Below are 20,957 nucleotides of genomic sequence, written 5' to 3' on the forward strand. Positions count from 1 at the left end.
ATTAAACTATATTAAGAAACCTGGTTTTTGAGAAAAACCGGGTTTCTTTGTAAATAACTCTGTTTAAATCTCAAATCCAATAAACACCGGGCTTGTCCAGACCTTAAAATCATCCACCTGGCGACCTGAAATGTAGACTGGTAAGAAACCGTGGGGGCTGGGCTGAGGTTCCAGTGTAAAGCTGCCGGTGATATCTGTTGGCATAGGACTACTGGATCGACGAAAACTCATAGCTAGTTGGCGATGTTTTGCTAGATTGAATTTGAACTAAGAAGGCTTCGTTTACGTAACGTTCCCCTGATTGTAAAAATTGAATTTTTCCGGTTGCGCCACGTGTGGAAAAGTTAGGGTTTCGCAACACTTGTTGTAATCCGTCACGGGAGTTGCTTTGCTGCAAACCTTGAATAATAGCTACTGTAGCATCGTAACTTGTAGCAGAACGCCAAGTCACAAAGCTTCCCCAATATTTCTTAGCATTTTTGCCAAAGTCATTATTGAAATTTAATTTTGGATGCCAAGGGACTGCTAGCACCAAACCATTGACGTCGGACTGCCCCTGTTGTAATGTTTGATATGTATAAAGGGTAGGGCTCGCATACAGTCTCAACCTGCCTCTATTTGCTGTGGCTAAATCTAAAGCTTTGTTAATTCTATCTACGTGAGGAGCTAAGACTAAGCCATCTACATTGCTACTAATCGCATCTTCAAGGATTTTATTTGCATTAAAATCTGGTGCAGATAAGTCACAATTAATATTGACAATATTGCCCCCGTAGCTGGCGATCGCATAACTTAATTCATTGCGAAACGATTGATTATCTAAAGCTTTTTCATCTGCACAAATAGCCAATTTGTTAGTACGGGCAATCTTCACAGCGTATTGGGATAAAGCATGAGCAATAGAACGAATGTTAGGAGCAGTGCGAAATATGTAAGAGCCGCATCCTGGTAATTTAAGTAGAGAAAAGCTAGTGGAAGAAATATTTACTAACTTCCCCTGCTGATAAATGGGACAAGCTGCAGCAGAAGCATCAGAGGCATTATGACCAATGACTGCTAAAACCTGCTTGTCTGCTACTAAGAAATGAGCAAGTTTTTTAGCAATTTCCGGGCTATTATCATCGGAAGCAATTTTGACTTGTAAGAAATGTCCTTGAATACCCCCATTCTCATTTACTTCTTCTTGAGCTAAAGCCACACCTTGAAGTATTTCTTTCGCCACATTGAGGTTGCTATCAATTGGGATACTGACAGCAATTTTGTAACTTTTCCCCCTTAAAGCAGCGCGAGCATTTTGCAAGTATATCCGAGCTTCGGAGTCGTTGACCATGTCTTTTAGAGATGCTTCAAAAGCAGCGATCGCCTGCTGGTAATTCTTTGTAGCAAAAGCTTGTACTCCCAATTGTTTTTTTTCACTGGGATTATCATGAACTAAAATTTTTTCTCCCAAACTGACACGGTTTTGGATAGAGTTTATTGGTACAAAACGGTAGCCAGTAGGGGCTTTGGAATCGGGTTGTACTTGCACTAAAACAGCATTGCCAACGCGATCGCCCGAAGGTAAAAACTTAATTGTACCTGTCGCTCCTGGCAAGGAAAAATTCTCCGACAAAGCTTGTTGTACTCCATCTCTAGAACTATCCTTTTGCTTGAGCGCTGCTGCAATGGTTTTCGTAGCATCAAAGGCAGTCGCTGTACGCCAGGTGACTGAATCTGCATCCCCCCAACGTTTATAGGCACTTTGCACAAAGTCTTTGTTAGACTCTACAGGATGCCAGGGAACTGCCATCACCATACCATTAACTGCTTTGCCAGCATCAAGGGTTGTTTTGGTTTGTAAACTGGGGTTTCCTAACAACATAATGCTGCTTGAATTTGCTTTGGCGACTTCAAGAGCTTTAGACATTTTGTCTACTTGAGGATTCAGAAGTATAGCCTCTACACCTTTGTCTTTAGCAGTTTTAATTATAATTTCTGGCTGTAAATTCTCTGCCGCTAAATTACAATTTATGTCTATTAATTGACCACCTCTTTGGACAATTGCCTCTTGAAAATCTATTCCAAAAGACTGGTCTTTTGCTGTGGGGTCATAACAGATACCAATCTTAGATTTACCAGCAGTTTTGGCATATCCCGCAAGATTATTTGCCAGTATATTAAAATTAATAACTGACCTATATATATATTTCTTATCATCACCCACGTTATCTTCAGTTAATACTCTTGCAGTGCTTGTAGGTGAAATCATAACTAGCTTTCCTGCCTGATATATCTTTGAGGCTGGAACACTTGCATCGCTGCTGTTATGCCCTACGACTGCCAAGATATCTTTTTTTTGTACAAATCGGTGGGCAACTTGTTGAGCAATTTGGGGATCGTTATCATCATTGGCAATTTCAATTTTCAAAAATTTGCCGTTAATACCACCCTGATTGTTTATTTCTTCTTGAGATTGTGCTACTCCCCGAAGAATTTCTAGGGCAACAATTCTGTTCAATCCAATAGGAACGGCAACACCAATTGTCAATGCTGGGCGAGCGCCAATTCTTGAATTATTTAGATAAATTGCTGTTTCTGGATCGTCACGATTATAACGTAAAGAACTTTCAAATTTGCTAATTGCTCGGCCATAATTCCTCTCTGAATATGCTTTCACTCCTTCTTGCTTGTCTAAAGTCATGACTTGATTGTCTAAAGTCCTATCACCCGAACTAAAACGATATCCAAACTTAATTTCATTAATACCATGCCATAAAATAGCACTAAGACATCCGACACCAAGTGTAGCAAGAGCTATTTTCGCTGCTTTCTTTTTCCAACTACTGACTTTAGGATATTTCAGTTCTACTGCTGCTGGATTTTGAAAAATGACAGGTAGCCAAGAAGCACAAGGATATTCCTTTTCTAATTCTTCATGCAATCTTACGCGGGCTTGTTGTACGGAAGCATATAGAGATTCACCTGCAGCAAATGCCGTGAGAAAATATTTTAAAAAAGATTGTGCGACTACATCGGGAATCGGCTCTCGCATTACAATTGTATGGGGAATTCGCACATCGGCTAGATCCCTAGCTAGCCCCAGCCCATCACAAGAATTAAAAATGGCTAGCTTTAATCCTTTTTTAACGGCATGGGTAAGACAGGGACGCAGCTCGTTTAGGGATAATTTCTGATTGGCATTAATGTGGATCTCTCCCGAACTTCCATCCGGTTGACTGCCACTATGTCCGGCAAAAAATAAAATATCCCAAGACTGAGTCCATAATTGTTCTCTTAAATCTTGGGATGATGGTTCGCTCAAAGGTACAATTTTTGCCCCAGGTAATTTCTTTTCCAAGTTCTTCAAATCTTCTTGAATATCAATACCTTGACTGTAGCCAAGAACTGCAAGAATTTTGACAGGAAATTCTAGTTGAGATTTGCTTGGTATATATTCTGAACTGACTACAATTTCTGGGCAGGGATAACTTGTATGGAAAATCTCCCACAAATGCCAGGGAAGCTTTTGCAACAGAACATCCTGGGTTTTTAGAACAAAGCGTACATTTTGCCACTCACCAACCTTTTGTAATAACTTGTGCTCTAATTTTCGCACTAAAGGTTGATTTAACCATTCTTTTAAACTATTTTCAAACTTTTTTGTAGCATACTGACAAGCTTCTATAGTAGAATAGTTTGTGATTTGATGGTCGGGAATGGTGATTAACCAATTATTTGGTAAGTTCAGATAAATAGTCTGCCATTCCTGATAGCTTTGAGAAATTGCAAGTGCAGGTGGTAATCTGCCAGGAATTTCCACAGGATGAGATTTCCCTTCCTCCCAAACTTTTACTTTGACAGGAAATCCCTTTTGATAACTACCTTCTTCAATCTCGAAGATAACCAGCTTACCCACTGTTTTGACCTTGTGATAATTTGTCTAGTTAAACGACAAAGTGTTCTGTAATACTTGTATTATTTACAATAACCCGAACTCCAAATTTTTCGCCAAATTCTGCACCAAATTTTAATTGTATATAATTATCCATTTCTCGCGATTGGACTTCTAAAAATGGTTCTCCGTTTTCATAAAGCCCTGCTAATTTCAATCCAGGTTGGAGACAGGGTTGACTTCCCAAAGGATAAACTCTTAACAAGACAGCAACCGAACGGTCTAATTTGGGTAAAATTGCGACCATTAAAGCCACAGGGTGACCAGCTAGCTGCATCCCCAGATCCATAACGCGTCTAGCAGCGATCGCCGGATGATTGGGTTCTAGGGTCCACAAAATTTCTTCTAACTTCCAGCGCTTTTCCTCGTCTTGAGTTGTTTTTAAAAGATGAACGAGAACATCATTAAAAACAGCAGAGTTCAAGCTAGGGGATGTTTCTAAATTTCCAATCTCAGCAATTTCTCCTAAAACTTCTGAAGGAAGGTAGTTCTGCCAACTGCGATTGGGGTATAATTGCTCGATTATTTGCCAAACTTTTTTTGGAGTATCTAACTCAAATTCCCTAACCCATCTAAAACGAAAAGCGACTTGGGGGCTTCTTTGACGGGATAATTCTTCTATGCTTTGCCATTGGAATGAGTAAATACCTTCCAGCCATTGTCGTAACTGCACTATATGGGAATATTCTATTAATTCTGCTAATGGTTGTAATTGTTCGACATCAATTTCTACTGCTGTAATGTTAGGTAAAAATCCCTTGATTTTTCCTTCCGTACAAGTTTTATTGATTTCGACAACGATGTAACCAATACGACGATCGCACACCTCAGAGGGAACATGGCAAAAGCGATCGCCCGTCCTGATGGCTCGACATTCTAGATATCCAACCTCAAGCAAAAGTAAATCTGCTACATCCTCAATCAATCTCCTGTATGGGTTCCAACTATGGCTAGCTTCCAATTGAGTGGGAATATCAAGCATTTCCAAGTAACTATTGACAACTAGTACAGCTAGAGTATTTAGATAGACTTGCTTGGCTTTTTGTTGAGTTGGTTGTTCTTGGGCAAATTCCAAAGCTGTCTCTCGAAATTTTGCGGGAATGGGGATGGAGATGATTTGCTGTTGTGTGGAGTTATTCATAATATCGTGCATTCAAAACTTATACTTTGAGCGGTTAGCGTCATCAAAATATCCTTGGGATTGACCAAAATCTAGGAGACGGGGAAAGCATTTTTGTTTATAAAAACGCTTCAGTGTGGCTTCGGATACGTTAAACTCTTGAGATAAATCTTTCCAAGAAGTTTCCGGTGGTAAACGACGTTCAATTAATACCAGACAGTGGATATCTAAGCGGTTTTGTACGTGGATACGGCGCAAATTATGGGCTTCTTTTTGTAACCATTCTTGAATTTCCTTTAGAATGGGTGGTGGTTCTGATGGCGCTGGGATTAAATCTACAGGGTCGAGTTCTTCGCCATTTTCACCTTGTACGGGATACACTCTGTTTATCTTATCGTCAGCGATCTCTTTCACGTTATCTCGTAACCTATACTTCAAGTACCCATTCAGCCAACGGATTACACAACCTGCTTCTGGATTGTAAGGTTCGGTAGTAGTAGTTGCTTCACAGAGGTTGCGGCAAAAATACAGCCAGGTTTTCTGTAGTGCATCTTCAGCATCAGTTACACCCATCGGCCGTAACAGTTGACCTGTTTGTTGAATCAGTAAAACAATTTGATGCAGTCCTTTTTGGCGTTCAATACTACCTCTCGGGTGCTGACATGTTTCTTTGACAAGTTGGAGAATTTGCGCTTTTAATTCATCCATACTGATTGTTTAGAGTTATCTGGTAATAGTCTTTGCATCATTTACCACTACAAGTCCTATGGTCGTTTATCCAGAGGTGGTATGGTTCCGCACTTAAGTAAGTCGGCTTGAACAAACAGACAGGAGTTACAAAATGTAAATGCATCTGAAACCCCTACTAATGACAAATGACAAAGGACGACCCTTACAAGAAACGTTTTTTCTTACCGACCTACTTAGTATTTTTGCCGTCAGACTTAAGTTGAGTGAGTATCTGGGTAACATCGACACCTGTTGTCTGCCGCAACTGCTGAACAAAAGACGCCATTTTGGGAACAGCGCTGCCATTTTTGGCATCAATAACAGTCAAATTTTCTACTTTTACCTCCGGTACTCCCGCCGCCATCATTTGTAACAGGGGTTCTAATTTTTGCAGGAGGAATATTTCCCCTGCGGCTGCACCAGCATTTTGCCAGGATTGAGCCAGACGCTCGGTTCCGGCTGCTTGGGCTTTCCCTGCTTCCACAATGCGGGCTGCATCTCCCTTGGCTTTGGCAATCGCCTGTTGGCATTCTGCTTCTGCTGGTGCAACGACATCAGCTTGTAACTGGTTTTCTACCTGTATGATGCGTTCTGTTTGCACGGCGACTTCTGCTTGCACCTTTGCTACCTGGGCATTTACGACTGCTTCTACTTCTGCGATCGCAGCTGCTCGCTTTGTTAGGGCGTCTCTCACTCTGCGTTCCGCGTCCGCTTTAGCTATTTCCAAATCCCGTTCAATTTGTCTGAGTTTGGTCATGCGGTTGTTTTCTGAGGATTTAATTATCGCTTCAGCTTTTGCTTGGGCTTCTGCTATCCGCGCATCTCGCAGTAATTCTGCCTGCTGCTTGCGACCAATAGAATTGAGGTAGCGGACTTCATCAAAGATATTCTTAATTTGCAGGTTGTCTAATACCAATCCCAACTTTTCCAAATCATCTTCAGCTTCTTCAAGCAGGGTTTTGGCGAAGGCTATTTTATCTTCATTCACCTGTTCCGGGGTCAGATTTGCCAATACCCCGCGAAGATTTCCCTCCAATGTTTCCTTTGCCAACTGTTCGATATCTTTGCGACTTTTACCCAACAGCCGCTCGATTGCATTGTGAATTGTCGGTTCTTCCCCGGCAATTTTGATATTTGCTACCCCTTCTACTGTCAGGGGAATTCCACCTTTAGAGTATGCATTGGATACCCGCAATTCAATAATCATGTTGGTTAAATCCATGCGGAAAGTTTTCTCTAACAGTGGCATTTGAAGACTGCTACCCCCCTTAACCAAGCGGTATCCAACCGAACGCTTATCATCAAGAGGAGTGCGGTTGCCCGCAAATATAAGCACTTCGCTGGGCTGACAAATGTAGTACAAGTTACGAATAACCCACCAACTTGCAGCAGTTCCAGTACCAAAAATTCCTAGTAGTAAAGCGATAATTTCCATATTATTTCTCCTCTTTCATGAGAGTTCCCATGACATCAATGCCAAGGGTGCGATTGACGTTTTCTAAAAACTGGAGCACAATTTCGGGATAAACATTGACCAAACTAGCGACAGATTTACCATCGCCGTTATCAATGACGTGTACTTTCTCTAGTTGAATGCGCTTGGGAATTTGCACTGCTTGAGTGAGGACAGTTTCAATTTGTTGGATTAAGAACAACTTGGAAGCCTCTGTTCCGGTTTGCTGCCAAACTTGAGAAAGAATATCGTTGACTAAAGCCGCTGCTTTGGCATTTTCTTCTAAAATCGCGGCTTGTCCTCGGGCGCGGAGTTCTTGGGCTTGGCGTTGTGCTTCTGCTGGAAGGATTTCATCTGCTTGCAAGCGCAGGCGTTCTAATTCTGCTCTGAGTGCTTGCAAGATTTGTTCGGCTTTTGCCTTTTTTTCTTGAGCTGCTGCTATGGTAATTTCTTCTTCCGAACGGGCTTTTTGTTCTAGCTTTGCCTTAACTTTGCGGAGTTCGTTTTCTTTTTCCAGGACAAGAATACGGTCTTGAGTTTTAGCAACTTGGGCTTGTTCTTCACATTGGGCTTCTACTTGTTCTGCTTGTGCTAGAGCATTCGATTCCGCAATTTCCGCATCTCTAATCACGAGAGCAATCTGCTTGCGTCCCCAAGATTTGAGATAGTCTACGTCATCGGAAACGCTTTGGATTTTCAGGGTATCTAGTTGCAATCCCAGTTTTGTCAGGTCGCGACTGACATCAGAAGCAATACGATGGGCAAAACTCAAGCGATCTTCATTGAGTTCTTCAGGTGTGAGGGTGGCGACGACACCCCGCAAATAGCCTTCGAGAGTTTCGCGGGAAACACGGGCTAGTTCGGAGCGATCGTTATCCAAAAAACGTTCAATTGCGTTACCCACTACAAGTGGATCTGTTGAAATTTTGACGTTAGCAATGGCTTGGATATTTAAAGGTGTTCCTCCCTTAGCGTAAGCATTCCGCACCTCTACCCGTACCGGCATAGTCGTGACATCCATGCGCTTGACACTTTCCACAATAGGAATGCGGATAGCGCGTCCACCCAATAGCACTCGATAACCCACTTCTTGTCCGTCTTTAGTACGCCATTTACGTCCTGAAAGAATCAAGATTTCGTTGGGCTTACAGATACACAAAAAGGACTTAATAAACCATATAAATAGGACGGCGCTAAAGATAGAAACTGCAATGGGGATGCTAGTTAGAAGTAGCCCTTCAATACTGTTGTTTTCTTTATTTTTTAATGGGTTGACATCAATTTGTGCTATTGGCACAGTCACTTTGTAGTGTTTCATTGTTAGGGGTTAAGGGTTAGTGGTTAGTTGTTAGGGGTGGTATCCTCTTCTTAGATGGTTACTACGCATACCTTATTGCCCTTGATAGCAACAACAACAACGCGATCGCCTTGATTAAATTGTTGATTTTCATCTGTGAGGGCAACAAAATCTACAAGGGAACCTTTAATATTGATACGTACTTTTCCAGGACTGTTGTGGTTGAAAGGAACTTCCACCGTTCCAAAAGAACCAACAACATTATCAAGACGTACTAAGCTATCTACTATTTGGCGTCGTCGTTGGAGGTAAATTAATCCAACGATGAGGACACCACTACAAATTCCTAAGACAACTACAATACCAGCAATTATGATAATGATGTTCTTCATTTCCTCCCATCCAAATTATCAATAATTCGTCTACATATCTTTATTTCATCGGGAATGTGTTTGTATAACTCTGCTGGTTTAATTTGCATAGAATCTTTTTGTTTCCCACTCTTAACCAACTGTCAAACTTATAAGTAAAACAGAGGATATAGCAGAAGTAAGCTATATCTCTGCTATTATGGAACGCAGCTAAAGCTAAAAATAAGTATCACTGGCTGTGACATTTAGGTTAGCCTGCTATATGTTCTTCTGCTGCAATGAAGCAAAGTTCTTTAGACTGTTACAAAAATTTACATTTGAGCTAATTAGATGAATGAAGCGTCATTGTGGAGAAAAATCAGTGTCATTTTTGTTTTATATGATACAAGTACTACAACAAGCTTTGTCATGAAATCTGAATGATGGGAAAACTAGTATGGACAAGTTGGTCGTATTTAACTTTGTGGGGGGGAGTTTTAAAGATGGATTTAATGTCCATGTCTCAGTTCGGAAGAATCAAAATGGTCGTTATTTCCAAGAACTCACTGAATTTAATACCAAGTTACCAGCAGACGGTGAAATACCGGAACTCTATCACAAATGGCAATCTGTCTACTACTTTTTAGATAAAACTCGGAACGTGATACCCGAAAAGATGCGGATAAAGTTTTCCGAGGAACAAACAACCAATGTTTCTACGGTGGAAGATTGCAAAAAAATTTCCAATGAACTGAAAGATAAATTAAACAGTTGGTTAAAAAATTTGCCTGCAGATGATAGTAAAAAAATATGGCTAAATATCAATAAGTCAGACTCTGTCCGCTTTCTTCTGAAAATCCAGGACATAGAATTGCAAAGGCTTCCTTGGCATTTATGTAGTTTATTTCAAGATTCTAAGGCAGAAGTGGCTTTAGGAGTTGAAACTTCTCAACATTATACAAAAAATATTGGTAGAACAGCCAGAATTTTGGCAATTTTTGGGAATGACGATCGCATTAATCTCAGTAAAGATAATTATATTCTGAAACAACTCGAAGAACAAAAAATAGCAATAATAAAATGCTTAGAACAACCTCGCAGAGAGGATCTGAATGAGCAATTGTGGAAGCAGCCGTGGGATTTCCTCTTTTTTGCGGGTCATAGTTCGAGCCAGAGCCCAGGTGGACGCATTACAATCAATGCTAATGACAGTTTATCTCCTAATGAGTTAAAGCACGGTCTACAAATAGCTGTAGACAATGGCTTGAAACTAGCTATCTTTAACTCTTGTGATGGCTTAGGATTGTTAGGCGGTCTGGCTGGCGTTGGAATTCCTTATACCATTGTGATGCGGGAACCAATACCAGATGAGGTGGCTCATTTATTTTTAGGGTATTTTCTCAAAGATTTTGCCCAAGGCAAATCTTTGCACGAGTCTGTGCGAAGAGCTAGCGACAGATTGCAGGGAATAGAAGATAAAATTCCTTGCGCTACTTGGTTACCTGTCATTTGCCACCATCCTAATAGTGCGACATTGACTTGGGTTCCCAATAGAAAATTGATAGCTATCAAGCGACTTGCATCGCAGTCAGTAAATGTTTTACACAGTAGAAAAAGCCATTGGTTACTTGTGATAGGTACGATGGCTGTTATGTCTTTGGCAATAGTCCTTGTATTTCCAAAAATCAAAGAATTCATATTTTCCACTCAACCTAACAGCAACCTGCTGTCAAGTCCTTCGACGAAACCAACATCAGTTCCGATTTTTTCACAAAAACCAGTGATTTTATATGGAAAATCTCAAGGTAATATACCAAGTGATATTTCAACAATTGCAATCAGTTATGACAAAAAAATTCTGGCTAGCAAAAGTGAAAATGGTAACATTGATGTATGGAGGTTGGAAAATATGTGGAATTCAGGAAGCAAACAACCATTTTTGTCTATAAAAGATACAAGTAAAGGTGGTAGTTTGGCTATTAGCCCCGATTTAAAAAATCTTGCTAGTGGAGGATTTGGTAATAGTAATATTAACTTTTTTAAAATTGCTGAGGGAAATAAGATTTTAGAATTGCCAGGAGCATCATATGGTGTTAACGATATGGTGTTTAATCCAAAGAGAAATCAATTAATTATTGGAGATTCCAGCCAAACTATTAAGATTTTTAACATAGCTGCTCCGAAAGAGCAAAAAGAAATTACGAGAAATTCAATAGGAAGGGTATATTTTTTAGCTGTCAGCAAAAATGGAGAGAAACTTTTTATAGTTAGCCAGGAAGGCATTATTGAAGTCTGGAATCTAGTTTCTGGAACATTTATCAATTCTTTCAAAATAACTACAGGTCAATTGACTTCTCTTTCATTAAATCCAGATGATAAAAAAATGGTTGTAGGTGTTTCTGATGGAAGTATCCAAATTTGGGATGTAGAGAACGGAAGACAAGAGAAAACTCATAAATTTACTAACCAACCTATTACATCGGTTATTTTCACTCAAGATGGTTTAAAAGTGATTTGTGCTAGTAGAGAAGGATATATTTATGACTGGAATTTAACTAGTAAACCTAAAGTTTATAAATTGTCTAATTATATTGACGAAAAAATCGCTCGTTTATATAAGTTATATTCAGATGTATTTGCAATTGGTTTTGACAGCAATTATATTAAAATCTGGAAATTACCTAATAACAACTTATAAATCTTGCGAAGGTATTTCTTAATAACTAGGCTATGAAGCGTAAGGAATTTATTTACTCTACGATTGGAGCAGCTAATTTAACAGCTCTGAGTGCTTGTGCAATAATTCCAGAAAAACCGATTGAATGGCAGATGGCTTCGACTTGGTCGGGCGATCTGGATATACGATACAAATTTGGAGTTAAAGGGTTTTGCGAACTTGTCAGTGAACTAACCAACGGACGATTGAAGATTACACCTTATCCGGCTGGTGCTAATGAACGGGTGACAGATCCATTGAAAGTTTTTGAAGCAGTTGAACAAGGAAAAGCGGAATGCGGGCATACATCAAGCTATTACAATAATGATGATAGAAATTCTCCTCTTTGGTTTGCTACAGCAGTGCCTTTTGGTTTGAATGCTCAGCAACAAAATGCTTGGCTATACGAAGGCGGTGGTCTAGAAGAACTAAACAAAATTTGTGAAGCTCGTGGGGTAAAAATTTTTCCTGCTGGAAATACTGGAGCACAAATGGGGGGCTGGTTTCAGAATCCAGTAGAAAGATTAGACGATCTCAAAGGTTTGCCTATGCGTATTCCCGGATTAGGTGGTAGGGTGATGAAAGAGATGGGAGTCATACCGGTAGATGTTGCTCCAAATGAAATCTATCAAGCATTCCAAAATAAAAAGATTCGAGCAGCAGAGTTTGTTGGTCCTTATGATGACAAGCAACTACGTTTACACGAAGTAGCTTCTTTCTATTACTATCCTGGTTGGTGGGAGCCTAGCTCTACATTGCTTGTGGTAGTGAATTTAAAAGCATGGAATAAATTGCCAAGAGAATATCAAAAAATTTTCCAAGCTGCAGCATTTGAATATAACACAAGGGTATTAGCTAGATACGATGTGTTCAATCGAAAGGCACTGAAGGAACTAAAAGATGATTACAATATTAGATTAATGCCCTACAGCAAAGAGATTTTGAACAAAGCCAGAAGTATCGCTTTTGATATATACGATCGGTTAAAAGATAATTCAGAATTTCAACAAATTTATGAATCGTGGAATAATTTTCGCGTTCAAGTCTCTAACTGGCATCGAATCAATGAGTATTCTCTTATCAAAATTGAGGAAGAGTGACAGCCAATACAGTTCGGTTCACAGTAGGCGAACACAGAAAGCAGGTTTCTGTAGGACGTGCTTATCCGAATTTTTGACTACTGTATCCATGCTTTTAGTAGGTAGGTGAAAATAAAAATATAAATAGGCTGGAAACTCTTACCAATGACTAATGACTAATGACTAATAACTAAGGACTAAGGACAACCTCTCCAGTTACGCTTTTTCGTATCCACGCTCTAGCTTCTAGAAACAATCAAACTTTCCAAAAAACCTGCTTCAATTTTAGAGGCGGGTTTACCACCTCCGGTTTCAAGGAGATGCAAATACTTTTGTAATAAAGTTTGCATTTTAGGAGTCATATATTGCGGGTAAACTTGAGATAAAGCTTGCTCCCAGTGGGATGCTATGAGGGCTTGACTCCATCCAGCAAAATAAATTGCTTCTTTGACTACCTTGTCCAATTCTGCACCTGAAAATCCTTTAGTTTTTTCCACCAAAAATTCCAAAGTAGACGGTTCTATTTCTGGTATTTTGTAAGCATTGATGCGTTTGATGAGAATTTCATAACGCTCTTTAGTATTAGGTGGCATAACAATAAAAGTTTCATCAAATCTACCAGCACGGAAGAGTTCTGGTGGTAAAGCGGTGCGATCGTTAGAAGTTGCAATAAAAAAGATGGGATATTCATGGTCATTGAGCCATGAAAGAAATGTTCCAAATTGGCGCGTACTGACTCCCGAACTATCACCACCTATCCCAGCAAAGGCTTTTTCTATTTCATCCATAAAAAGGATATTGGGAGCAGAGGCTTCAATCGCCCGTAATGCTTGAAATGTATTACTTTCTGACTCTCCAATCCATTTTGATTGCAAGCGGGAGATTTCAAAATTAATCTGTGGTACACGCCATTCTTGCGCGATCGCTCTAGCAACAAATGTCTTACCACATCCAGGAAAACCTTCTAGCAAAATTGCACGGGGACGCATTTCGGAAACAGTGTCTTGCTCAAACCACGGCTGGCGTTTTTGAATCCAATCTTTAACAATTTCTAGCCCGCCAACTTCCCTTAAACCTTGACCTTGAGGGGCAAAATATTCTAAAACTCCCGTTTTCCGAATTTCTTGCTTTTTAATTTCTAGCAGCAATTGTCCTGCACTTTGTGGAGAAGACCACAGCTTTCTTGCGGTCATTAATCTCGCTGTTTGTATCGCTGCTTGTAATGGCATTCCTTGTGCTTGTTCTGAGAGACGTCTTGCTTCTAAGTCACTCAAACCATATTTGCTAATAGCAAGACTGAAGACATCTTGATGCAATTCTATACCAATGGGTAGGGGTAAATCTAAAATATGTACGCTCTGACGGAGAATCGTAGGAATTGACCAGTCTTTTCCTACAATAATTAAAGTCATGCGCGGACGGGGTAATTTGTCCTCAATTGCCAGAATTAATTCTTTAAGTTTGCGGAATGTAATGTGACAATTAGGCTCAATAATTGTTGACCAATCGGGTAAGATATATAAGTATTGGCAACTAGAATTTTTCCCTGCTTGTTCTTGCAGGCGTTTTTGTAAGAAGTTTAACGCCGATAAAACGGGATCGGCATTGGGTTCTGGTGCAGAGCCTGTTCCTTGCCAAGTGTCTTCAGAGATGAGTTTCTGAAAACCTTCTATACTGCTCCAACGTGCTAGTTCACCATTTTGAACTGGTGGCTGGGAAATCAGGGATTGGTAGGTAGAAATGATACAATTAATAGCTCGGCTTTCTTCTGGCGATCGCAGAAAAATGAGCGGATATTGTGCCTGTAATAAATCTTGAAGTTCCTGTTGGCATTTTTCATAGGGAAGTTCCATATTGGGTACCTAATAACTAAAAGTCACGCTGATTTTTTGTAGAACGTTGTTCAATTGTGGGATTAGGTAAATCTTTCTTGGGTTGTTTTGGCTGGGGTGGTACAACTTTGGAACGAATAATATTTGGTTCTTCTCCTTGAGGCTTTGAATTCTCAACAAAAATTTCTTTTGAAGTCAGTTCTAGACGAATTGTGCTACGGTGAAGCCCTTGTTTAATATCCTCCATCCAGGTATTAATAACTTGGTGTAATTGCGTATCGCTAACTTGTCTTGCTGTTTTTGTTTCTAGAGTGTTTCGTAAATGCGCTCTATGTTCTGTGACTTGAAAATAATCTTCTGGATAATCTTCATAAGTCCCTGTCAAATCGAGAGAATAGGATATTTCTTTATTTCCCGAGTTCATTATGATAACTACAACCGTATATTCAGCCATCTGAGTTGAGTTAGATGTTACAAATAGCGTTCTGCTTGCTGTTTTAAGTGCTGACTCCATAGCATAAAAGTCAGGATTCCAACCAAAGTCAGGAAGATGATTAATCCCATAATGCGTAGGCGTTCTGGTAAAGATAAGGGTCTGTAAATAAAATTACTCATGCGAACATCTATTGGTTGAGAACTGATATTTTGCAACCCGGAGAATGGAGAAAGCACTTTTACTGATGTACGATGACGTGTGGCTCGATTAGCATCTGGTTGTAAGTAGACAATTTCGTATTCCCGCAAGGTTGTTAGGAAGTCAGTTAAGCTTTTGGCAACTTCACCTGCATTTGCGGAAAGTTTGTAGATACCCCCTGTAGATGCAGCAATGCTTTTAAGACGAGGCTCATCAATGATAAATTCTCGGATATCCGCATTAAGTAAACGACAGAATTTACTCACCGTTTCAGGTGAAAGATAGTCATTGGGAATAAATTCAGAACAGATTGCGCGATCGCGCAGTTGATATAAAGTTTCTCCATATCCTAAGGTATGAACCGTGACTTGAGGAGATTGTTTAAGTAGAGGTTTCAGACTTTGAAATTGCTCCTCTTTGGTAGCATCATAACCATCAGAAAGCAAAATCACAGCCAGTCGTGGTTTTGGTATATTTTCGTCTACATTGCTGACAACTTGAGTATATTGATTGCGTAAATGTTGTATCGCTGCTTCTAGTGGTTGATATAAATTTGTAGAAGCACAAACTGGAATACCAGATAATTGCTGTAGTTGATTTTTGAGCCTCTCATCATTCACTTTGAAAAAAGGAGAATTATTAGCTATCGTATTTTTGTCAACCTCATACAAATATTGACAGGAGTTACTACCTCTATATCCAAAGGGAACTAGAGCAACTTGCAGGGGAAGCTTCTGATTTTTTGCTGTATTGATAAACTTCTCAATAGCAGTTACAGCACCATTTAATTTTTTGTTCTTAGCTGCATCTTCTCGCTGCATACTACCGCTCATATCTAACAAAATTGCTACATAAACTGGCTCGGGTTGTGATTGTCTTTCCGGTGGTAGTAGGTCAAATTTGATGTTTTTAGAATTTACCAATTTTCCTTGCTGATTTGTAGTTTGAATTTGAAAATTATGGCGTGTTAACCCTTGAATGGGTACGTTTTCACTATCTAGAACTTTGATTTTGAGAGTCACGCGATTACCGCGAACCCTGTACTGAGAAATAGTTACGGTATTAGCTATTACAGGTAGTGGTAGCAAGCTCAATACGCCTACAAGTAAAGCTAATTTAAGATTCTGGATCGAGAAAGCGATCGTAGAAGACAAAGCGGTAATATTTTTCATCATTGGATGCATGATAAAAAGTTAAAATTTGGTTGTGTCTCAAAGGTATAGCCCGACCAACTACATTTATCAGCTTCGATTGAATTTGTACGCTTTGACTGGTAAGGCAAGTAAGCATAACCTTACGTTTTGCAATTGTTAAAACTGCAGCTAGGTTAGGTATATCTGGAATAAAAATATCTGCCTCTTCGGAAGAACCAATCTTAATTGAGTCCGTCGTTTTTGCTGGTAATTGAATAGATAAACCTTCTTCAATCACATTGTCATCATCTTGCGTAACAAAACGGAGATTGTGGTTCAGCAGTCGGGGAAGAATACGTTCCTTATCTACATACTTGGGGTCAACAGCCTCGAATCCTTCACCTGCACGTAAAGCAACCTGGTACGTTGGGGAAGTGGCTTTGCTGAGGAAAAGACCAAGTATCAACCCTAAAATGACAAATCCCAAGGGGTCTTCGTATCCTTGTAATTCTAAAACGCTGCGAAGTATTTCTACCAAAACTGCTGCAAGGAAACCAGCCAGGAAACCAAACAACAGGACTTTCCAAATCCGTTGAGTCGCTTTGCGGGTTCGTGCTTCAATACTTCTCAACTGCCAACTCGTTCCCTCACCCAAACCTGTAAATAAACCAATAACACTCCAAGCAATAACTCTGACACTCCAAGCAGGTATACCTGTTCGATACAACACCCATGTCAATGCCGAAGCCACTAGTCCGGCAACAGTACCTGTTAACAATGCAGTATATAAGTATGGCGGTAATACGCGCCGATTTGATTTATAGCGAGTTGGGTTACTCAAAAAGATTTCTGTCATAACCATCGCTACCGCTAAACAAGCTGCAACGATTGGCAGTAAAATAATATCTGGGTTGACAGCCAAAATTTTATGAGGGATGAATTGGCTAAGATCTAATAAAAATATTTGACTTAAACTCCAGCCTATTAATGAAGAGATAATACCAGAGATAGCGTAGAAATAAAATCTCATCGTGTATTATTTGTGATGGCGTTATTTAAGGTTTTCTAACTCGGTTGGTCTGATAGGGCTAATGTATTCGCTAATGACTATCCACGCGATCGCACCAGAACTCAATGCTATCAAAATTACCATCAATCCGATAATCAAGGTAGCTTTGTTTTCAATGATAGTGAATTGATTCCTAGGCTTTTGCTTCAAAGTTAATGGAATGATATCTACATCCACATTTTCATAAACTTCTTGGGGGACACTGCCAGAGCTTAACTGATAAAATAAAGCTGCTAAGGTGTTGTTTCCCACCTTCCTAGTTAGCAAAGCGGGGCTTTTATAGATTGGATAGAGCTTTACCCTTTGTTGTTGCTGATATTTTTTCTCATTTAAATCTACTAAAATCTTTTGATAGAATTCACCACCATTTGAGATTCCTTCATTTTTCATGAGTTGATCAACTAAAGCTTTAGTATATGCTTTAAAGTTTTGGCTCCAGACACTATTACTCTTTTTAAAAAATAACCATTGAATATTTTGATATTCTGGTGTTTCTTTTGTTACTTTTAAAGCTTGAGTTAATAACTGAGAAATCCCTTGAAAGATTTTATTCTTTAATTGTATATTTGCTTGTTTATAATCAGATTTCTTACTTAGTTCAAAGACTGCCCACTGAATATTCAAGGCAAAATCGATATCGCTCTTATGGTCTAATTTTTTTAGCCAATGTATCCATTCATAAATTTTCTCAAAACCAAGCAATGCTAGTAATGAGCGATATACGTTGGTAAAGTTACTCTTTGTATTTAAATCTCTTTGTGACTCGATTAAATCTTCTTTTTTTAAATCAATAATTGAATGATTTTGTAAAAAAGACAATAAATTCAGAAATTCAGTTTTTGTGACTTTTTCTCCTAAAGATGCAATATTATCGAGCAAGCTTTTTAAATATTTTACATCTTCTAAATTACATAATTTCATAGCTTGCTTTTGAGAAGCTTCCACATTTTTTTTAGATAAATTTACATTTTTCAATTGATATCTTGAAGAAGATGTCTGAGTAGCATACAATGGTTTTTGATATTTTTCTAAACTCTTGACAAGAAATCGGTCGGCTTGATATCCAGCAATAATGATAAATGTTTCTGGCTTTTCTGGAAAACTTACATTCCAAGCCCATGCTAAAGGAAGATCGTATTTTTGATGAAGGAAGAAAGAGATATAATGAAGTTTTTCTGCAGATATCAATTCATCTATTGAATTTGTAACAATATAAGGATAATGCTTTATTTGAGTCAAAATATTCGCTACGTTTTTATCATTTTCTAAATGAAGTACCTGAAATATAACATCTTTGGAATCGCAATTAATGCTATTCTCAAATATGGTTATATCTTCATCAGGTTGAAACTCATATTTTGGTTGACCCGATTGCAACCACCAAAAAAGCAAAGCCCCAATACCATCAATCTTTAAATTTTCTTGTGGTTTTTCTAACCAAAAATATCGGTAAGCAACCAAAGGGCGATTCTTATCATCAACTTCACCCGTTGCAACTGCCAAAACACAGTATTCATCTATTTCCTTTGCTATCAACGCGCATTCTTCAGGTTTTGGAGGATAACTATCATTCAAACGAAAAGCACCACAGTTCACAGCATCTTTTATCTTCTCTGGAACTGGATGATTAGACCTTCCAACCTCTGCACCAAAACCACCAGAAACCCATCTTCCATTTTTACACGAAATCTCAATCAATTCTCTAGAAAACTCGTATATTGGCAACATCATGACTAAATTACTCCTCTATATTTCGTAAGCGTTGGTCATCTTTACCTGTATACAACCAATAAATAGGCGCAACTAAGCCAAAAGGTTGCCAAACAGAAGGATTGGCAATAATGCCGTAAGTACCGCTGCTATCTCGCGTTTCGACTTTGACATTTGGTTGGGGAGGATAGCCTTTCATCCCAAAGGCAGAACAAAAGAAGTAGTTAACTCCACATTTCCAAGTTTTTGACCATTTTTCCAAAACCATTTGCATTTGTGGAAAGTGTAAGCTAACAAACTGTTTGACATTTTGGCGGTGTAGCCAAACCTGTGATTGTTCGGCTTTAGAGAAGACGACTGCAAGACGAAAACTTCTCAGTCTTTGATTTCTAGCAATCCGTATTTCGTTCAGTTCAGTTTGCAATCGAGTCAATGCTTGGGCATATAAATTATCTTCACGAGAAGTTCCATCGATTAACAGCAATATGCTAGAGGAAGCACAATCATCTAAGTAAGCTCTCAAATTATCTCTGAAGGAAATATTAAGCAAATCTTTGAAAATTTCACCAGAGTATTCCCGGCATGAAACTTGAAAACGTAAATTCTTTTGATTGATAAAACTGAGTTTGGGTTTGATAGCAATCAAAAAAGTGTATGTTGGTAAATAATTGATATTCTCTTCTCTGCGTGTGGGAGCAAGTGCCAAGCCATTTTCTAAAATGTCTTGTGCCATTGAAATTAATCTGCCTGCATTCTCATCAAATGGGTGGACGGACTCTATGGGGCTATTGGATTTGACATTAGGAAACCGAGCTAATGCTGCTAAAAATGTACTTTTTCCCGCGCTGCGAGGACCAATAATCCGAATTTCTGGATGACCGACTACATCACGCGGTATTCTTCTAAAGTCGTAGGTCATTTAAGGTTTTTCCTGTAGTTAACCAGTAAATGGGAGAAATTAAACCGAATGGTTGCCATTGTTCGGGGTCGCGTAAAAAGGCGTTATATTCAGCAGAACTCCCATCATCGGGGATATAACGATTGGGACGCGGATCGAAGCTAACGGGGTAAGTGCTAAGAACTCCAAAAGAAGAGCAAGCAAAGAATTTTAGTCGGTTAGTGTACTGGGGGAATTTATATCGCAGAAAATCATAGGTTTCTGGTAATCGAACTTTGAATAAATCTTCTTCCGGTTCCAAACGACCAGACCAAATTTCGCCTCTTTCACATTTTGAAAGTACGATTGCTATACGTAATTTTTTCACTATACTATTGACTTGCTCGTATTCGGAAATTTGTTGGCATAGTTTCTCAAATGCTGGTTTATAAAGGTGCTTATCTTGGGATGGTTGCCAATCTGTCAGCATAATCATCCAACTTAAAGTATTGAAGAGAGACGTTAGATAAGGTTCAACATGAATAAATTCATGTTCTAGAGGAATGTCTTCAAATATTTCGCCCGCGATATCACGAAAAACTATTTCAATCTCTTTGATTTGCCCTGGAATTCTCATGAGAAAAGGGTAAAACGGTATAGAATCAACAACTCCTCGTCTTGTACCTGCAAGTTTGGCTCCTTTTTTGATAATATCTTCAGCTTGACGCGCTAACTTTTCAGTAGTTGAGTTCTTTGGATAAGTCACTGCTAAGTTAGCAAATTTGGTTTTAAGATGTTTGCTGTGTGGAAAATAGGCAAGGGTCGCAAGATAAGTTGTCTTGCCTGATGCACGCGGTCCAATTAAGTGAATAGATGTGGTTTTGGAAGTCGCCATAGTATATCCAGCAGAATGACTTCTGAAGAAAAATCGCTCCTGGTGTAGAAGAAAAGGAAAATTGAAATCTTCAATAGTTATGGTGAGTAGGTGGGTGCAAATAATCCCATCCGTGTAAAGAAATGTTGAAAT

Annotated in this window: 16 protein-coding genes; 2 read left to right on the top strand and 14 right to left on the bottom strand. The window is 39.2% G+C overall.

All coding sequences use genetic code 11. From position 1 onward, the window contains the following. Positions 1-63 precede the first annotated feature (63 nt). The 7 genes from ACYRY3_RS34990 to ACYRY3_RS35020 all read right to left on the bottom strand — a co-directional run bounded on the left by ACYRY3_RS34990 (position 64) and on the right by ACYRY3_RS35020 (position 8,922). Positions 64-231, bottom strand: a complete 168-nt coding sequence (locus ACYRY3_RS34990; RefSeq protein ID WP_460206265.1) for a hypothetical protein — start codon at positions 229-231, stop codon at positions 64-66. After that, positions 209-3,895 carry an ABC transporter substrate-binding protein gene (locus ACYRY3_RS34995; RefSeq protein WP_460206266.1) on the bottom strand — a complete coding sequence of 1,229 codons (3,687 nt, stop codon included), beginning with the start codon at positions 3,893-3,895 and terminating at the stop codon, positions 209-211. Before ACYRY3_RS34995 ends, ACYRY3_RS34990 begins: the two co-directional genes overlap by 23 nt. A 28-nt stretch (positions 3,896-3,923) precedes the next feature. Then, positions 3,924-5,072, bottom strand: a complete 1,149-nt coding sequence (locus ACYRY3_RS35000; RefSeq protein WP_460206267.1) for a DUF1822 family protein — start codon at positions 5,070-5,072, stop codon at positions 3,924-3,926. Positions 5,073-5,084: 12 nt separating this feature from the next. Next, entirely contained in the window at positions 5,085-5,759 is a 675-nt protein-coding gene (locus ACYRY3_RS35005; RefSeq protein ID WP_460206268.1) for a sigma-70 family RNA polymerase sigma factor, read from the bottom strand. Between the two features lie 211 nt (positions 5,760-5,970). Next, positions 5,971-7,215 (bottom strand): flotillin family protein, encoded by a 1,245-nt coding sequence (locus tag ACYRY3_RS35010; protein WP_460206269.1) that lies wholly within the window; start codon positions 7,213-7,215, stop codon positions 5,971-5,973. 1 nt (position 7,216) lies between these two features. Then, positions 7,217-8,551 carry a flotillin family protein gene (locus ACYRY3_RS35015; RefSeq protein WP_460206270.1) on the bottom strand — a complete coding sequence of 445 codons (1,335 nt, stop codon included), beginning with the start codon at positions 8,549-8,551 and terminating at the stop codon, positions 7,217-7,219. Between the two features lie 50 nt (positions 8,552-8,601). After that, the gene (locus ACYRY3_RS35020) at positions 8,602-8,922 is read right to left on the bottom strand and encodes an NfeD family protein (protein WP_460206271.1); all 321 of its coding nucleotides are present in this window, start codon (positions 8,920-8,922) and stop codon (positions 8,602-8,604) included. A gap of 634 nt (positions 8,923-9,556) precedes the next feature. Between ACYRY3_RS35020 and ACYRY3_RS35025 the strand changes: the two genes are divergently transcribed. Continuing rightward, positions 9,557-11,578, top strand: a complete 2,022-nt coding sequence (locus ACYRY3_RS35025) for a CHAT domain-containing protein (RefSeq protein WP_460206272.1) — start codon at positions 9,557-9,559, stop codon at positions 11,576-11,578. A 32-nt stretch (positions 11,579-11,610) separates the two neighbouring features. Then, positions 11,611-12,696, top strand: coding sequence for a TRAP transporter substrate-binding protein (locus ACYRY3_RS35030; RefSeq protein ID WP_460206273.1), 1,086 nt, complete (start codon positions 11,611-11,613; stop codon positions 12,694-12,696). A 218-nt stretch (positions 12,697-12,914) separates the two neighbouring features. Here the strand turns inward: ACYRY3_RS35030 and ACYRY3_RS35035 are convergent, their stop codons facing one another. From ACYRY3_RS35035 to ACYRY3_RS35065, 7 genes are read right to left on the bottom strand one after another with little or no spacing between them, the layout of a single operon-like run. Continuing rightward, positions 12,915-14,528, bottom strand: coding sequence for an AAA family ATPase (locus ACYRY3_RS35035; protein ID WP_460206274.1), 1,614 nt, complete (start codon positions 14,526-14,528; stop codon positions 12,915-12,917). 16 nt (positions 14,529-14,544) lie between these two features. Beyond that, the gene (locus ACYRY3_RS35040; protein ID WP_460206275.1) at positions 14,545-14,961 is read right to left on the bottom strand and encodes a hypothetical protein; all 417 of its coding nucleotides are present in this window, start codon (positions 14,959-14,961) and stop codon (positions 14,545-14,547) included. Positions 14,962-14,978: 17 nt separating this feature from the next. After that, positions 14,979-16,316: a vWA domain-containing protein gene (locus ACYRY3_RS35045; RefSeq protein WP_460206277.1), complete on the bottom strand. Its 1,338-nt coding sequence runs from the start codon at positions 16,314-16,316 to the stop codon at positions 14,979-14,981. Next, positions 16,258-17,304, bottom strand: coding sequence for a hypothetical protein (locus ACYRY3_RS35050; protein ID WP_460206278.1), 1,047 nt, complete (start codon positions 17,302-17,304; stop codon positions 16,258-16,260). The genes ACYRY3_RS35045 and ACYRY3_RS35050 overlap by 59 nt, the downstream gene beginning before the upstream one ends. A 21-nt stretch (positions 17,305-17,325) precedes the next feature. Continuing rightward, the gene (locus ACYRY3_RS35055; protein ID WP_460206279.1) at positions 17,326-19,074 is read right to left on the bottom strand and encodes a hypothetical protein; all 1,749 of its coding nucleotides are present in this window, start codon (positions 19,072-19,074) and stop codon (positions 17,326-17,328) included. 7 nt (positions 19,075-19,081) lie between these two features. Beyond that, positions 19,082-19,972, bottom strand: coding sequence for a hypothetical protein (locus ACYRY3_RS35060; RefSeq protein WP_460206280.1), 891 nt, complete (start codon positions 19,970-19,972; stop codon positions 19,082-19,084). Further along, the gene (locus ACYRY3_RS35065) at positions 19,956-20,825 is read right to left on the bottom strand and encodes a hypothetical protein (RefSeq protein WP_460206281.1); all 870 of its coding nucleotides are present in this window, start codon (positions 20,823-20,825) and stop codon (positions 19,956-19,958) included. The genes ACYRY3_RS35060 and ACYRY3_RS35065 overlap by 17 nt, the downstream gene beginning before the upstream one ends. Positions 20,826-20,957: the final 132 nt, after the last annotated feature.

It is taken from the genome of Scytonema sp. NUACC21 (assembly GCF_054684315.1).

Bases quoted from the DNA above. Each gene is read 5' to 3' on its own strand.
- ACYRY3_RS34990 (WP_460206265.1), bottom strand. From the start codon at position 231: ATGAGTTTTCGTCGATCCAGTAGTCCTATGCCAACAGATATCACCGGC.
- ACYRY3_RS35000 (WP_460206267.1), bottom strand. From the start codon at position 5,072: ATGAATAACTCCACACAACAGCAAATCATCTCCATCCCCATTCCCGCA.
- ACYRY3_RS35005 (WP_460206268.1), bottom strand. From the start codon at position 5,759: ATGGATGAATTAAAAGCGCAAATTCTCCAACTTGTCAAAGAAACATGT.
- ACYRY3_RS35010 (WP_460206269.1), bottom strand. From the start codon at position 7,215: ATGGAAATTATCGCTTTACTACTAGGAATTTTTGGTACTGGAACTGCT.
- ACYRY3_RS35015 (WP_460206270.1), bottom strand. From the start codon at position 8,551: ATGAAACACTACAAAGTGACTGTGCCAATAGCACAAATTGATGTCAAC.
- ACYRY3_RS35020 (WP_460206271.1), bottom strand. From the start codon at position 8,922: ATGAAGAACATCATTATCATAATTGCTGGTATTGTAGTTGTCTTAGGA.
- ACYRY3_RS35025 (WP_460206272.1), top strand. From the start codon at position 9,557: ATGCGGATAAAGTTTTCCGAGGAACAAACAACCAATGTTTCTACGGTG.
- ACYRY3_RS35030 (WP_460206273.1), top strand. From the start codon at position 11,611: ATGAAGCGTAAGGAATTTATTTACTCTACGATTGGAGCAGCTAATTTA.
- ACYRY3_RS35035 (WP_460206274.1), bottom strand. From the start codon at position 14,528: ATGGAACTTCCCTATGAAAAATGCCAACAGGAACTTCAAGATTTATTA.
- ACYRY3_RS35040 (WP_460206275.1), bottom strand. From the start codon at position 14,961: ATGGCTGAATATACGGTTGTAGTTATCATAATGAACTCGGGAAATAAA.
- ACYRY3_RS35045 (WP_460206277.1), bottom strand. From the start codon at position 16,316: ATGATGAAAAATATTACCGCTTTGTCTTCTACGATCGCTTTCTCGATC.
- ACYRY3_RS35050 (WP_460206278.1), bottom strand. From the start codon at position 17,304: ATGAGATTTTATTTCTACGCTATCTCTGGTATTATCTCTTCATTAATA.
- ACYRY3_RS35055 (WP_460206279.1), bottom strand. From the start codon at position 19,074: ATGATGTTGCCAATATACGAGTTTTCTAGAGAATTGATTGAGATTTCG.
- ACYRY3_RS35060 (WP_460206280.1), bottom strand. From the start codon at position 19,972: ATGACCTACGACTTTAGAAGAATACCGCGTGATGTAGTCGGTCATCCA.
- ACYRY3_RS35065 (WP_460206281.1), bottom strand. From the start codon at position 20,825: ATGGCGACTTCCAAAACCACATCTATTCACTTAATTGGACCGCGTGCA.